This window comes from bacterium (assembly GCA_016708315.1).
GTDB lineage: Bacteria > Zixibacteria > MSB-5A5 > CAIYYT01 > CAIYYT01 > JADJGC01.
Genome location: JADJGC010000024.1, coordinates 138446 through 151828, shown reverse-complemented (window position 1 = coordinate 151828; position 13383 = coordinate 138446). Strand labels below are relative to the sequence as shown.

The window sequence follows — 13383 nt, the reverse complement described above, 5'->3', positions numbered from 1 at the left end:
AGGAGACGATGAAGTTTTTCATCGATACGGCCAACATCGACGAGATCAAGAAAGCCGCTTCGCTCGGCGTCCTTGATGGTGTCACCACCAATCCGTCGCTGATTGCCAGAGAGAAAGGGAAGTTCGAGGATATTCTCAAGCAGATTTGCGATATCGTCGATGGTCCGATTTCTGCCGAAGTCACTGCCACCGATTATGAAGGTATGTTGCGCGAGGGCAGGGCAGTTGCCAAGTTGCACAAGAATATCGTGGTCAAGTGTCCTTGCATTCTGCCCGGTCTGCAGGCGACCAAGACCTTCTTCGAAGAAGGCATCCCGGTCAACATGACGCTGGTGTTTTCGGCGACGCAGGCGATCTTCGCCGCCAAAGCCGGTGCGCGTTTTGTCTCGCCGTTCATCGGACGGTTGGATGATATTTCGTCCGATGGCATGGAATTGATCGAGCAGATCGTGCAGATTTACGATAATTACGATTTTGCAACCGAAGTGCTGGTTGCTTCTGTCCGTCACCCCATGCACGTTGTCGAGGCGGCAATGCTGGGCGCGGATATCTGCACGATGCCGTACAATGTCATTGAGAAGTTGATTCAACATCCTCTGACCGATATCGGTCTTAAGAAATTCCTCGACGATTGGGAGAAGGTAAAGGGCAGATGATTTCGCGTTATACCACGCCGGAAATCGGCGCTCTCTGGACCGATCAACATAAATTCGATACCTGGCTCAAGGTAGAACTCGCCGTCGCGGAAGTTCAGGCGCAGATGGGGATCATTCCTCGTTCAGCGTTTTTGAAACTGCGCGCCAATGCCAAGTTTTCGATCAAGCGCATCGACAAGATCGAAGCTGAAATCAAACACGACGTCATCGCGTTCCTGACTTCAGTTTCCGAAAATGTCGGCGACGCTGCGAAGTTCCTGCATTTCGGCATGACGTCATCCGACCTCGTCGACACTGCGCAGGGAATTACACTGCGCGAGTCAGGCGAGTTGATTCTAAAAAAACTCGATGATGCAATCAAAGAGGTTCGCAAGAAAGCAATCCGCTACAAGAAGACCCCGGCGATGGGTCGCACCCACGGTGTCCACGCGGAGCCGACGATACTCGGACTCAAGTTCCTGCTCTGGTATCAGGAATTGCTTCGCCAACGCGAGCGTATGCAAGACGCTGTGAAGCAAATCGCTGTCGGCAAGATTTCGGGAGCCGTCGGTAACTATGCCAATCTCGATCCCAAGGTAGAAACCGCCGTCTGCAAGAAACTCGGACTGACACCGGCGCCGATCTCGACGCAGGTAATCCAGCGTGATCGCCATGCGCAGTTCTTGGGAGCGATTGCGTTGCTTGGCGCATCATTGGAAAAATTCGCGACCGAGATTCGCGCGTTGCAGAAGACTGAAGTCCTGGAGATGGAAGAAGGATTCTCCAAGGGACAGAAAGGCTCCTCGGCAATGCCGCACAAGCGCAACCCGATCACCTGCGAACGCATCGCCGGACTGGCGAGGGTACTGCGCGGCAACATGCTTGCCGGTTATGAAAATGTCGCCTTGTGGCACGAACGCGATATTACGCATTCATCGGTGGAGCGGGTGATTCTTCCCGATTCGACAATTCTGATAATCTATATGCTCAAGCTGTTCAATCAGGTGATGCAGAACTTGCAGGTGTATCCGCAGAATCTCAAACGAAACATCGAATTGACTGGTGGACTTGTTTTCAGCGGACGGTTGCTGCTTAAGCTCTCTGAAGCTTGCGGCTCGCGCGAGGTTGCGTATCGACTAGTTCAGCGCAATGCGATGGACGGTTGGGCAGGCAAGGGCAGATTTATTGATCTGGTCAATGCCGATACCGAGATTGCCAAGTATCTCAAGCCGCGCGACATCGCAGCCTGCTTTGACTTGGATTACTACTTCCGCAACGTCGACAAAATTTACAAGAAGTGTCTGCGATGATCGAACGCGACGGTTATCGATTCATCATACCGGCGGTATTAGTTGCTGGCGCGCTATGGACACTTTTTGCCTGCTGCAAGTGCTGGCCGTACGCCGTAGGTGGCGTACTTATTACGATTCTCGCTGTCTTCATTGTCTATTTCTTCCGCGACCCACAGCGCACACCGCCGGTCGGAGACAATCTGGTGCTCTCACCGGGTGATGGGAAGATCATCATCAACGAAGAACGCACCGGATCGGATGGGAAGAAGTACACACTGGTTTCGATATTTCTTTCGGTCTTTGACGTCCACGTCAACCGTATACCTATCAGTGGTAAGATCACTCATGTTAAGCACGTGCCGGGCAAATTCCACAAGGCGTTCCAGCCGGAAGCAGTCACTGAAAACGAGCGCACCGAGATTACGGTCGCTTCCAAGTACGGTGATGTCAGCTTCAGTCAAGTTGCCGGAATTTTGGCGCGACGAATTGTTTGCCGAATCAAAGAAGGCGACGAAGTGACTCGCGGAGAACGCATGGGATTGATTCGATTCGGATCGCGAATTGACATCTTCCTGCCGCCGTCAGTAACAATCGATGTCAAACTTGGCGACCGCGTGGTCGGAGGAGAAAGCGTCATTGGACGATTCCCGTAAAATGGCAAGCTTCCGCGGCATCTTTCCCGGTGCATTCACAATGGGGAATATGCTCTGCGGATTCTTTTCGATTCTCTCGGCGCACAACAATGAACCGGCGCGCGCGGCGTGGTTTGTTATTCTTGCCGGATTCCTCGATGCGCTGGACGGCAAGGTTGCGCGTCTGTCAAAAGGCACCAGCCAATTCGGCAAAGAGCTCGATTCGTTGGCGGACATCGTCAGCTTTGGTCTCGCACCGGCGTTTCTGGTTTGGACGGCAGTGCTTGTCAATTTCGATCGCTGGGGTTTTATGATCGGCGGCGTTTATTTGATGGCGGGTGCATTTCGTTTGGCGCGATACAATGTTGTCTCAGACCCGCATACAAAATCGCATTTCGTCGGTTTGCCAATCCCGGTGGCGGCAATCACGATCTGTTCTTATGTCATATTGTGCATGAGCCAATTCAAAGAGATCATGTATCCGGAGTTTGTGGTGTCGATGGTCATTGCCTGCTCGGCTTTGATGGTCTCGAACGTGATCTATGACTCGATTCCGGAGCGTTTTGACCGCCGAGAAAACCGTTGGCGCATGGCATTTATTTTCGTATTTTTGGTCGCGGTTTTGATTAAGCCGCGCTTGATGCTATTCCCGTTCCTCGCCGGCTATGTGCTCTATGGCGTTGTGCGGGAAGGATTTAGGGTTATGAATAATACTCGGCGAAACTCAAGGGACAAAAATCATGTCGAATAAGAAGAAAGTCGTCTGCAAGGTGCGTCTAAAGGACGGTGTGCTCGATCCGCAAGGCGTCACTATTCGTCACGCGCTGGAACAGCTCGGCTTTACCGATGTTGTAGATGTTCGTTCGGGCAAGGTGTTCGAGCTGACTTTCCGCGAAGGCGTCAACGGCGACCTGCGCGCGAAAACGGAAGAGATTTGCCGCAAGGTGCTGGCAAATCCGGTGATTGAAGAGTTTGAGGTGAAAGAGGAATAGATGCGTTTCGGCGTTGTTACATTCCCCGGTTCCAACTGCGACTATGATGCGCTGATGGTCGTTCGCGATCAACTTCACCATGACTCCGAGTTTGTTTGGCACAAGAAATCCGATTTGTCGGGAGTCGACTGCGTGATTCTGCCGGGCGGGTTTTCGTACGGCGATTACCTTCGCACCGGTGCGATCGCACGCTATTCGCCGGTTATGAAATCGGTAATCAAATTTGCCAATGACGGCGGATTGGTGATCGGTATCTGCAACGGCTTCCAGGTTCTGCTTGAGTCGGGACTTCTGCCGGGTGCGATGTTGCGCAACCGCAAACTTCGTTTTGTCTGCAAGCAGGTTTACTTGCGCTGTGAGACTTCCGATTCGCCATTTTCGAATTTGATTCGCGTCGGCGAAGTGTTGAAGATTCCGATTGCTCATACCGACGGCAACTACTATTGGAACGACGAGGGCGTTCGCGAACTCGAAGAGAACAAGCAGGTGATCTTCCGCTATTGCGGCGCCGATGGCAAGATTTCCGACGAGGCAAATCCCAACGGCAGTCTCAACAACATCGCGGGTATCTGCAACAAGACACGCAACGTGTTCGGAATGATGCCGCATCCGGAGCGCGCTTCGGAAGAGCTGTTGGGCTCGGCTGACGGGTTGCGGGTGTTTCAGTCGATAGTCGCTTTTGCCAAAGCAGGAGTAGCTGTTTGAAGAAAAGCGAAATCGTCTTCTTAGTGTTTTCGCTTCTGATGGCAGCCATTGTCGGCGGATTACTGGGCGACATTATCGGGGAGTTTCTTCCCGATGGAGCGGCGAAGACGTTGTTCCAGAAACATCTGTCGATCGGATTTAGTCCATCGACGCTGGATCTGTTCTCAATCAATTTCACGCTGGGATTGATGTTCAACATCAATTTCGTCAGCGTATTATTCATGGTGATGGTCATCATCTATTTTCGCTGGTGGTATATTTAATCCTCGGAGGATTGTAGGATGCCGAATCTCGGTTTTCAAGAACTGATTGTAATCTTCTTAATCATACTGATACTTTTCGGTGCGAAGAAGATTCCAGATATCGCGGCGGGCCTGGGCAGGGGTATCCGCGATTTCAAGCGCGCGATGAAAGACACCGGCGAGGAAATTCAAAAGTCCGCCACACCCGAAGCACCGGCCAACAAGCCTGCCGAAAGCAGCGACAAAAAGGAATAGATGTTCACCAAGGAAGACGTTCAGAAAATCCAAGCCACGCTGGGCGCCACTGAATCCGTCTGGGAGGGCGACCACTATCGGCTTAAAGTAGTCCAGACCGAGGAGAAGCGCTCGCTTGTTCTCGAAGTATATCCTGATACCGAGCTTGGCAATAATCGCGGCGCGCTGATCGTCGTCTATACCGGCGGGGCGCATCTGCAATTGCACAATTGCTCCGGCTTTGTCGCCAGCGAAGAATTGGGCGAAGTGACATTCGTCGCCGAAACCAAGGACCGCATTTCCGGATTGGTTGTCGAGCGCGAAGCGGCCTGCTCGCTTTACTCCGATATCAATCGCGATTTGATCTCATCCGATTTCTCGCGCTTCGGTGTCGAAGTGATGCTCTCCGGTGTAGCACTTTCGCTTGCCGAAGATTTGTTCAACGACAAGTCGTAACGATACTCCGGTTAGCGGAGCTCACTTTGTGCGAGTCGATCAAGACGTTCTGAATCTTCGTGCTGTATTCGATTGTCTCTTAGTTCATTAACCTCTGTTTGTTTCTCTTCAATTTCTTACTCAAAAAACGGGCATAACCCGGGTTAATCGGGACAGCAAAAGCCATTCACCGAAACCGGTGTTCGCTTCAGAGACCATTTGCATCTGCAGTCGGGGCTACCTACTGCAGACTCGCCCCGGCAAACACTTACAGTGAGATCGAGATTGTTGAACCGCAACGGCCGTTGCGAACTCACTGCAAAGTACTTGTTGGGCCGGCAAAGCTGGCGCTTCCAAGCGAACATCAGTGCCTCTACTATTTGGGGCAAAGAATAATCTCGAGTGGATGACTACAGATTTCCTTGCTTAACTTGGTCCCCCCCCCCTCCCCCCCCCCCCCCCCCCCCCCCCCCCGGGGGGGGGGGGGCCGCGGGTGAGAGGAGAGGACCCCGTCTCGTCCCGACAAAGTCGGGACGAGCCACCCCTCTTGATAGAGGGGAATTGGCGCGGGAGTTGGTGACAAATGAGTCGAGTGGTCGGTGCATGGTAGCGGAGAGCGAAAGGACTGTACTGGCACGAAATGCCCTCACCCCGACACTCTCTCCCGCAAGGCGGGACCTGGGCCAGGGGAGGGAGGAACTGCGCGTGGAGACGCGGGACGCCTCCCAAGGGAACCGAGCGTGCCAAACGCTGACGCCCACAAGGGCCATGCGTCGCCCAGCGAACCCCCAATGAGGAGATGGTTGCAATGCGGTAGCCCTTACCCTACCGGCGAGATTGGCAGGTCTCCGGGTGAGAGCTTTGGGTGGATAGAGATTTCGGTAAGGAGACCTGCCCTACAAGGGGATCTCATCTCGGGCGAAGCGTGAGATAATTGACCAGCATTTTCCAATTGAGAGAGAAGTGAGCGGCACGCTGAAGCGATATTCTGGCTCTTGACAAGTTTTGACGTAGAATGTATACTGAAATATCTAATATCATAAAGGCGCAGGATGTCTATGGCGCAAAACTCATGTATACCTCCAAACCCCTATTAAACAGGGAGGCTCCAAATGAATGTAAGAAAAGCACTGTTGGTGTTGATGCTTTCGATTGCGATGTGTTCATCGCTGATGGCGACTGGAGTGGGTGATGTCGAGATTGTCATGTATAGTCAGGACGAGTATATCTATTCATGTGGTCCAACGCCAGTGAGCATTCGGTTCAAGAATGACGCACCGCTCTACAGCTTCTCTATCAGTCTATTGTTAAGTGCAACCGATCATTATATGAGAATCATCCAGCCATATGGGACTCTGCCGGTTTCACAGCCTACCGTGAGAGTCAGCTACAATCCAACAAATGCTTTCGATCTTGGCATCGTAGTCGATGTTTCACAGCTACCTGATCGAATCTCGATTAGCGGATCAGCGCTAAACAACCCGCTTCCGCCTTCGGGGCAGAATCCGTCGCTTGCCCTTGAATTTCTGATTTTTGTCGGCCCGCCTGAAGGTCCTTCAGCCCAATTCTGCGTTGACAATGTCGTTCATCCGATGACGGGAAAATGGGTGTTTTCCGATGTAACGGAGTATGCACCGACGTTTAATGGAATCGCCAACAACGGCGTCAGTGATCCATCGGCGCCGGCAATCTGTGGCAATCCCATAGTACTGCCGTGTGGTCCTCCAATATTCACCGCAAAGCCTCCAACTACTGTGTCTGTACCGATGTGCGAGGCATACTCATTCGATTTTGACGGAGTACATCCATATTTGTGTGGATATGTGTATTTTGGCGCTGCAAAGGGGACCATCGACACATTGACGGGCTACTATGAGTTAGCTCCTGACGGAGGAGTCGGTCCGATAGTAGATACGGTCTTTCTGTACGCCGACTTCACTTGCGGTGCTGTCCGATTCGTCTTTACGATCAATCGCACGAACGCGCCTCCAGAGGTGACTAACTGCCGACCGAAACTTTTTGTGCAAGAGGGTACCGCCAAGGCAATTGACTACGATGTGACGGAGCCGACACTTGCGCACAACACGAGATGGAGTTTGACTCGTTGTTGTCAGGCACACCGCCGACATTTCCGGTGTCGATTGATCCGGCAACCGGAGTGTTGATTGTTGATGCGACAGGAGCTATCACTGAAGAAACGTTCGATTATCAGGTAGTCTCGACTGATGCTCACGGAGGTGAAGGAACCTGCGTTTTTCAACTCACGACAACCACGGAGCTCCGGGTGATGCCGACAACAGCGGAACAGTGACAGTATCTGATGCGGTCTTTCTAATCGCGTACATTTTCTCAGGCGGACCGCAGCCGATTTCCGAATACCGGGCTGATCCGGACTGCAGCGGGGGGACTTCGGTGTCGGATGCAGTTTACTTGATTAACTACATCTTCAGCGGCGGGCTGGCACCGTGTGGTGTGGAGCTGTAGGGGGTTGATATGACAAACAAAACTGATAGCTCACCAGCAAGACTGTCGAAGGAGGCTTGATTATGTGGTTTCGCAAACTTATAAGTGCATTGATCATTTCGGTCTTGATGAGTGCCATGGCACTCGGAGCGGGAGTCGGGAATGTCGAGCTTGAAGTCGGTTCAAATGATCAAGTATGGCCATGCGGACCAACGACAATCTCGGTTTACTTCAAGAACGACGCGCCGCTATATGGATTCTCACTTGGATTTGATTTTAGCGCTCCTGTAAGCGACTTCCATTTTGTTCAGCCTATTGGCACATTGCCTCCTGAGGCTCCTGTGATCAGACTCGAACCAGTTGTTCATCCTAACTATGAGATTGATGTTGATATCTCGCAGTTGCCGAATCGCATTTTCATTTCCGGTTCAACGATAGATCATCCCCTGCCTGCAACCGGTGCTGTGCGTATGCTGGTGTTTAGGTTCATAGTCTATTTTGAATCGCAAGAGGTCTTTCCCGCCGAACTTTGCATCGACAACATTGTGCATCCCGTTTCACAGAAATGGATGTTCTACGACGTTGCCGAATACGCTCCGACTTTTTATGGTTCCTCGAATAACAGCATGACTGATCCATCTGCGGCGGCTGAGTGTTTCGATATCTACATTCTGCCATTATCGCCGCCGTACTACACGTCGACTCCGGCGACGACCGTCTCGATCCTATCTTGTGATACCTTTACATTCGATTTCGACGGAGACCACTCGGATCCCAATCTTTTCATCTATTTTGATGCAGCAGTTGGTGTGATCGACCCCGCTACCGGCGTCTATCAATTGCCTCCAGACGGCGGGACTGGAGCAGTTGTCGACACGATTGGTTTGTTTGCGAATTTTCTCTGCGATCCTGAGCTGTTTATCTTTACGATCAATCGCACGAACGTGCCGCCGCAAGTTAACAACTGCCGGCCGAAACTTTTTGTGCAAGAAGGTACTGCGAAGGCAATTGACTACGATGTGAGCGATGCCGACACTTGCGACACGCACGAATGGAGTTTGACATTGTTGTCCGGTACACCGCCGACATTTCCAGTATCGATTGATCCGGCAACCGGTGTGTTGATTGTTGATGCGACAGGCGTTACTACGGAGGAGACGTTTGACTATCAGGTGACCTCGACAGATGCTAGCAACAGTGCAGGAACTGACATTTTCCAGCTTAAGACGACAGCGGGGGTTCCGGGTGATGCCAACAGCAGCGGGACGATAACCGTTTCTGATGCCGCGCTTATCATCATGTACATCTTCATGGGCGGTCCGCCGCCGCTTTCCGAGTACGGGGCTGATCCGGATTGCAGTGGGGGGACATCGATTTCCGATGCGGTTTATTTGGTTACTTACATCTTCAGCGGCGGACTTCCGCCATGTGGGGTGGAGCCGTAGGGCGGTGATCAGTTACCCGCGCCGAGGCTGAGAAGGAACCAACCCACCGCAAGCGGTGGGGCACCTAGCTCGGTCTTGACTTGTGAGACAGCTTCAGGACGTCTACCGCGCGCGGACTTGGCTGGATCCCCGCCTTCGCGGGGATGACGGGCGAGAGAAATTCGTCAGGAAGTGGTTCACCTAAGGGGAACTTCGCCTGACGACTCGAGAATGTCGGGATTGTATGACTTCCGTAATCCGCATAAAAAAAACGGGCGCCGTAAGGCGCCCGTTTTCTACACGGAATGAAGTTGCAACGAACGTACGTCTATGCCATAGCCGGCTTGCGCGAGAACGACACGGTGAAGTCCTCTAATGCCGCGGCAAAGTCTTTCGCTGAGCGGTAGCGCTCTTGCGGGTCTTTTGCCAAAGCCTTGCGGATGATCATGTCGAACAGCGGCGGAACTTTCGGGTCGATTGTTGAGGCCGGAGTTGGTTCCTCGTTGAGTATCTTGTACACCAGCGCAGAGATATTCTCGCCAGTGAACGGACGGCGATGCGTGAGCATTTCGTAGAGCACCACGCCGAGCGAGAAGATGTCGGAACTGGCGCTGACTTCCTTGCCCTTGAGCTGTTCCGGCGAAATGTAGTTCGGCGTACCCATCGCGACGCCGGTTTGAGTCATTGAAGACGACTCAAAATGCGCGATACCGAAATCCATCACCTTGACCTTGAATCCATCCATGACCATGATGTTCGCGGGCTTGATATCGCGATGGACAATGCCCATCTTGTGAGCATACTCAAGCGCCGAGCAGGTTTGGATGATTACCGACGCCAAGATGCGGTAGTTCAACTGTAGGTTGCGCTTGAGCACGGCTTCGAGAGTGTAGCCCTCGATGTACTCCATCGCGATGTACTGCAAGTTGCCCTGTAAGCCGACGTCGTAAATCGTCACGATATTCGGGTGTGACAAGTTGCCGGCGGCTTTGGCTTCACGAGTCAGGCGTTCCTTCAGTTCGTTCAATTCCGACGGATCGGCAATGGTGTCGAGGCGAATGGTCTTGAGTGCGACCAGACGATCAATTGCCGGGTCTTTGCCTTTGTAGACGGTACCCATTGCGCCTTTGCCGAGCGGTTCAAGTACCTGATAGCGGCCAAACGAAACGGGCTGGCCCTCGGTGGTGAAGCGCACGCCGTAGATTTTCTTCTCTTCTTCCGTCAAGATCAGTTCTTCTTCGACCTTGGCTGGCTTCTTCGGCGTCGGAGGCGGTTCATTGGTTATTGCCGACATATCGATATCGAGCAAGTCGGGAATGAACGACTTGGTGTCGTTTGCTTCCGTCGCTGCGACTTCGTCCTGTACTTCGCGCACAGTTTCGTTTACGGCCTCTTTTGAAGAGTACCTGCCGGTCTTGTCGTGTTTGCGCATTTCCGATTCGGGAATGAAGTCTCCGCCTTTGCGAAGCGCTTCGAAGTCTAAGCGAATTGTTTCGCTGAGCAATTCTGGTGACGGGCGGTCTTCTTCAAGGAAGCGGCCCGGGATGATCTCGTCAAATGAGAGCTCTTTTCCGTCATCGCGACGCGTCGCCAACGGTTCGCCGTTGAGCAGTTTCTTGAGATCAAGCGAACGCGTAATGGTCGAGGTGACCGCGAATTCGCGATTCGGCTTAACAAGAATCGAAGCGACAATGAACAGCACCACCGTTGCGGTTGGGTAGAGAACACTCAATACCATGTTCATGGAGCTGAACAACACGAAGTTGATATTGAAGAGAATGAACCCGACGATAAACAGCGCGACTAGACGGTAGATCTGCGGCATCTTGGGCAGTACCAGACCGCCAAATGCGCCGATTGCGAAGATCAACAGCAAGTCGATCGGAATCGGGAAATCAAAGCGCTCCGATGTGCCGCCGTTGATTAGGTTCTGCGCCAAGGCGGCCGAGAACTGGTAGGACGGGATACTTCCGGCTGTGGCGGTTTCGACAAATTCAAAGTCGCCGAGGCCGGTTGCGGCAATCACGACAGCTTTGCCTTCGATAGCACTCTTGTCGGCGTCACCGGTAAGAATGTCGATGGCAGATACCAGCGGATAGGTGTTGCCTTCGGCCGGGAGATCGACGAGCATTTGCCCGCGGTTATCGGTCGGCAGTTCACGACCGCCGACAACAATGCGACCGTTGTCGGAGAAGGTTATCTCGGAAGCGGTGCCGCCAAGATAGATATTTGCAAGCTGTACAGGCGCGCTGACGAAGACCTTGTCTTCGAAGTTGACAAGGACATTGGCAGAGCGCACCAGATCGTCAAAATCGGATTCAAAATAGCGGAAACCAACAGCACCGACATTGGCAGCAAACACCTTGGGAGGTACGAAGGCTGCGATGACGCGCGGGAGTTCTTCGATCGGTACATACTGTGAAGGCAGTATAGATGAACCCTGGAAGTATTCCGGGACAGGGCGCGATGAATTGCCTTCATCGGAGACGACGATATCGAAGGGGAGAACTACATTGCCGCATTCGTTCATGGAAGTTCCGAGAGTTACGGAATTGCCCGATACGAACTCTTCGACACGCTCGGCAAGCGGGAAATCGAGCATGACAGCCTTGGGCTTGTAGTCGCAGATGGTTATCAGCAAGTCGCTGATCCGACCGTGATCCCACGGCCATTTGCCGACTTTGTCGACTGAGCGGGCGTCGATGGCAACGACAGAAATTTTGCTGTGATCAGGAACGAATTCCTTCGAAGAGCGAATTTGATCTTCAATCTCGTATTCGAGACTTTGCAGAGGCGGCAGATTCTGGGCATAGATGATGACCACGAACAACGTGATCAACCAGTAGAGTATGCCGCTCTTGAATCGCGCAGACATGTTATCCCATTTGGACACGTAATGCTTCATACTTTATTTCCCGCTCGAGAGTCGTTCAATGAGAAATTCCGGCAATTTTGCCGCCGCCATCTTGGCCTGCGCCGTTGCCAGATCATAGGCAATGCGGCGATATGTAAGTGTATCGTTATCGGAATCGTAGAGCACATAACAGGATCGAGGATCGCCGTCGCGCGGCTGTCCGACCGATCCGATGTTAACGATGTAGCGCGATTCCGGTTCGAGTTTGATTTCTTCCGGTCGAATCGTATAGGTTTCGCCGGCGAATGTATGACCATAAACGATCGGCTTATGCGAGTGACCGAGGAAGCAAATGCGCTTCTTGAAACTGCGAAACTGCTTTTCCGCTTCGTGAATTGTCAGGCAGTAATTCCATGCCGAAGGAGCATCAGGAGTAGCGTGGACATACTGTTCATTGGCGGACTCGGCAGTGAGACGAAATGACGAGAGTGCGGCAATCGATTCAGGATTGAGCACATTCGTAGTGTAGACGATAGCGTCGCGTGCATAGCTGTTGAAGTCAGCTACGTCGAGCAATCCGAGTGCAGAGTAATCGTGGTTTCCCATCAGTTTCGTTTCACATTCAGAGCTGATAATTTCCAGGACCTCGTTTGGATTAGCGCCATAACCGACGGCATCGCCAAGGAAAACGACTTTTTCAGCCGCAGAGTTGTCCTTGATGTCTTTCATAACTGCCGTCAAAGCTTCCAAGTTGCCGTGCACGTCAGAGATCAGCGCAACGATCATGCTTATCCTTCGATAAATCGGAATACCGATTTACCGACCTCAATGATGTCGCCGTTCTTCAGAGTTGTCGAAGTTACGACCTCGCCGTTGACTTTGGTTTTGCCACTGTGGCCGATGTTCATCAACGTAAAGGATTCGCCTTCTCGAATGATCTTCGCCTGAAGCTTGGAAACCCAGAATCCCTTCACCTGAACATTGGCGAAGCTGGATTTGCCGAGAGTCGTCGTCTCGTTGTTGACGCGGAGCTTCTTCTTGTCGGAACCGCTGAGAGACAGCAACACCGTACCGCCGGCTGCGGCAGCGACTTCTTTATCTTCGGTGTCTTGATCGACGAGTTCCTTCTGCTTGCGCGTGTTGAGCACCATTGTGCCGTCCATGTAGGAAATCTTGCGCGCCGGCTGAGAGTCCTGATTGAACACCAGATCGAACTTTCCGATGGTAATCGTGTCGTGATCCTGCAAATAGGTCTCGTTGACTTTGCGATGATTGACAAAGGTGCCGTTGAGGCTGTCGTTGTCGATAATCAATGCGCCCTTGTCGGAGAACTCGATTTGCGCATGTTTGCGTGAAACGCCGCGATTATCCAGAATGATGTCGTTTTCGGAAGTACGGCCGATGGAGATGCGCTCCTTCTCGGTCACCACTCGTTCGATGACCTTGTCAGCATATTTGACGATGATTTCCGGCAT

Annotated in this window: 15 protein-coding genes; 12 read left to right on the top strand and 3 right to left on the bottom strand. The window is 52.4% G+C overall.

Translation table 11 applies throughout. From position 1 onward, the window contains the following. Window positions 1-8 precede the first annotated feature (8 nt). From fsa to IPH59_16770, 12 genes are all read left to right on the top strand, one after another. Window positions 9-656: a fructose-6-phosphate aldolase gene (gene fsa / locus IPH59_16825; GenBank protein ID MBK7093350.1), complete on the top strand. Its 648-nt coding sequence runs from the start codon at window positions 9-11 to the stop codon at window positions 654-656. Beyond that, window positions 653-1945: an adenylosuccinate lyase gene (locus tag IPH59_16820; GenBank protein ID MBK7093349.1), complete on the top strand. Its 1293-nt coding sequence runs from the start codon at window positions 653-655 to the stop codon at window positions 1943-1945. Before fsa ends, IPH59_16820 begins: the two co-directional genes overlap by 4 nt. Next, window positions 1942-2580, top strand: a complete 639-nt coding sequence (locus IPH59_16815) for a phosphatidylserine decarboxylase family protein (GenBank protein ID MBK7093348.1) — start codon at window positions 1942-1944, stop codon at window positions 2578-2580. The genes IPH59_16820 and IPH59_16815 overlap by 4 nt, the downstream gene beginning before the upstream one ends. After that, complete coding sequence (pssA, locus tag IPH59_16810; GenBank protein ID MBK7093347.1) at window positions 2564-3310, top strand: CDP-diacylglycerol--serine O-phosphatidyltransferase; 747 nt, start codon at window positions 2564-2566, stop codon at window positions 3308-3310. Before IPH59_16815 ends, pssA begins: the two co-directional genes overlap by 17 nt. Beyond that, a complete protein-coding gene (purS, locus tag IPH59_16805; protein MBK7093346.1) occupies window positions 3300-3551 on the top strand; it encodes a phosphoribosylformylglycinamidine synthase subunit PurS in 252 nt (83 codons plus the stop codon). The genes pssA and purS overlap by 11 nt, the downstream gene beginning before the upstream one ends. Next, the gene (purQ, locus tag IPH59_16800; protein MBK7093345.1) at window positions 3552-4256 is read left to right on the top strand and encodes a phosphoribosylformylglycinamidine synthase subunit PurQ; all 705 of its coding nucleotides are present in this window, start codon (window positions 3552-3554) and stop codon (window positions 4254-4256) included. Continuing rightward, window positions 4253-4519, top strand: coding sequence for a DUF4321 domain-containing protein (locus IPH59_16795; protein ID MBK7093344.1), 267 nt, complete (start codon window positions 4253-4255; stop codon window positions 4517-4519). Before purQ ends, IPH59_16795 begins: the two co-directional genes overlap by 4 nt. 18 nt (window positions 4520-4537) lie before the next feature. Beyond that, entirely contained in the window at window positions 4538-4753 is a 216-nt protein-coding gene (gene tatA / locus IPH59_16790; GenBank protein MBK7093343.1) for a twin-arginine translocase TatA/TatE family subunit, read from the top strand. Further along, the gene (locus IPH59_16785; GenBank protein ID MBK7093342.1) at window positions 4754-5188 is read left to right on the top strand and encodes a hypothetical protein; all 435 of its coding nucleotides are present in this window, start codon (window positions 4754-4756) and stop codon (window positions 5186-5188) included. It begins immediately after the preceding gene. A 1091-nt stretch (window positions 5189-6279) separates the two neighbouring features. Continuing rightward, the gene (locus tag IPH59_16780; GenBank protein MBK7093341.1) at window positions 6280-7332 is read left to right on the top strand and encodes a hypothetical protein; all 1053 of its coding nucleotides are present in this window, start codon (window positions 6280-6282) and stop codon (window positions 7330-7332) included. A 142-nt stretch (window positions 7333-7474) separates the two neighbouring features. Continuing rightward, the gene (locus IPH59_16775) at window positions 7475-7651 is read left to right on the top strand and encodes a hypothetical protein (GenBank protein MBK7093340.1); all 177 of its coding nucleotides are present in this window, start codon (window positions 7475-7477) and stop codon (window positions 7649-7651) included. A 62-nt stretch (window positions 7652-7713) separates the two neighbouring features. Next, complete coding sequence (locus tag IPH59_16770) at window positions 7714-9075, top strand: hypothetical protein (GenBank protein MBK7093339.1); 1362 nt, start codon at window positions 7714-7716, stop codon at window positions 9073-9075. A gap of 307 nt (window positions 9076-9382) precedes the next feature. Here the strand turns inward: IPH59_16770 and IPH59_16765 are convergent, their stop codons facing one another. From IPH59_16765 to IPH59_16755, 3 genes are read right to left on the bottom strand one after another with little or no spacing between them, the layout of a single operon-like run. Next, window positions 9383-11959 (bottom strand): protein kinase, encoded by a 2577-nt coding sequence (locus IPH59_16765; protein MBK7093338.1) that lies wholly within the window; start codon window positions 11957-11959, stop codon window positions 9383-9385. 3 nt (window positions 11960-11962) lie between these two features. Next, window positions 11963-12694 (bottom strand): metallophosphoesterase family protein, encoded by a 732-nt coding sequence (locus IPH59_16760; protein MBK7093337.1) that lies wholly within the window; start codon window positions 12692-12694, stop codon window positions 11963-11965. Window positions 12695-12696: 2 nt separating this feature from the next. Next, window positions 12697-13383: an FHA domain-containing protein gene (locus IPH59_16755; protein ID MBK7093336.1), complete on the bottom strand. Its 687-nt coding sequence runs from the start codon at window positions 13381-13383 to the stop codon at window positions 12697-12699.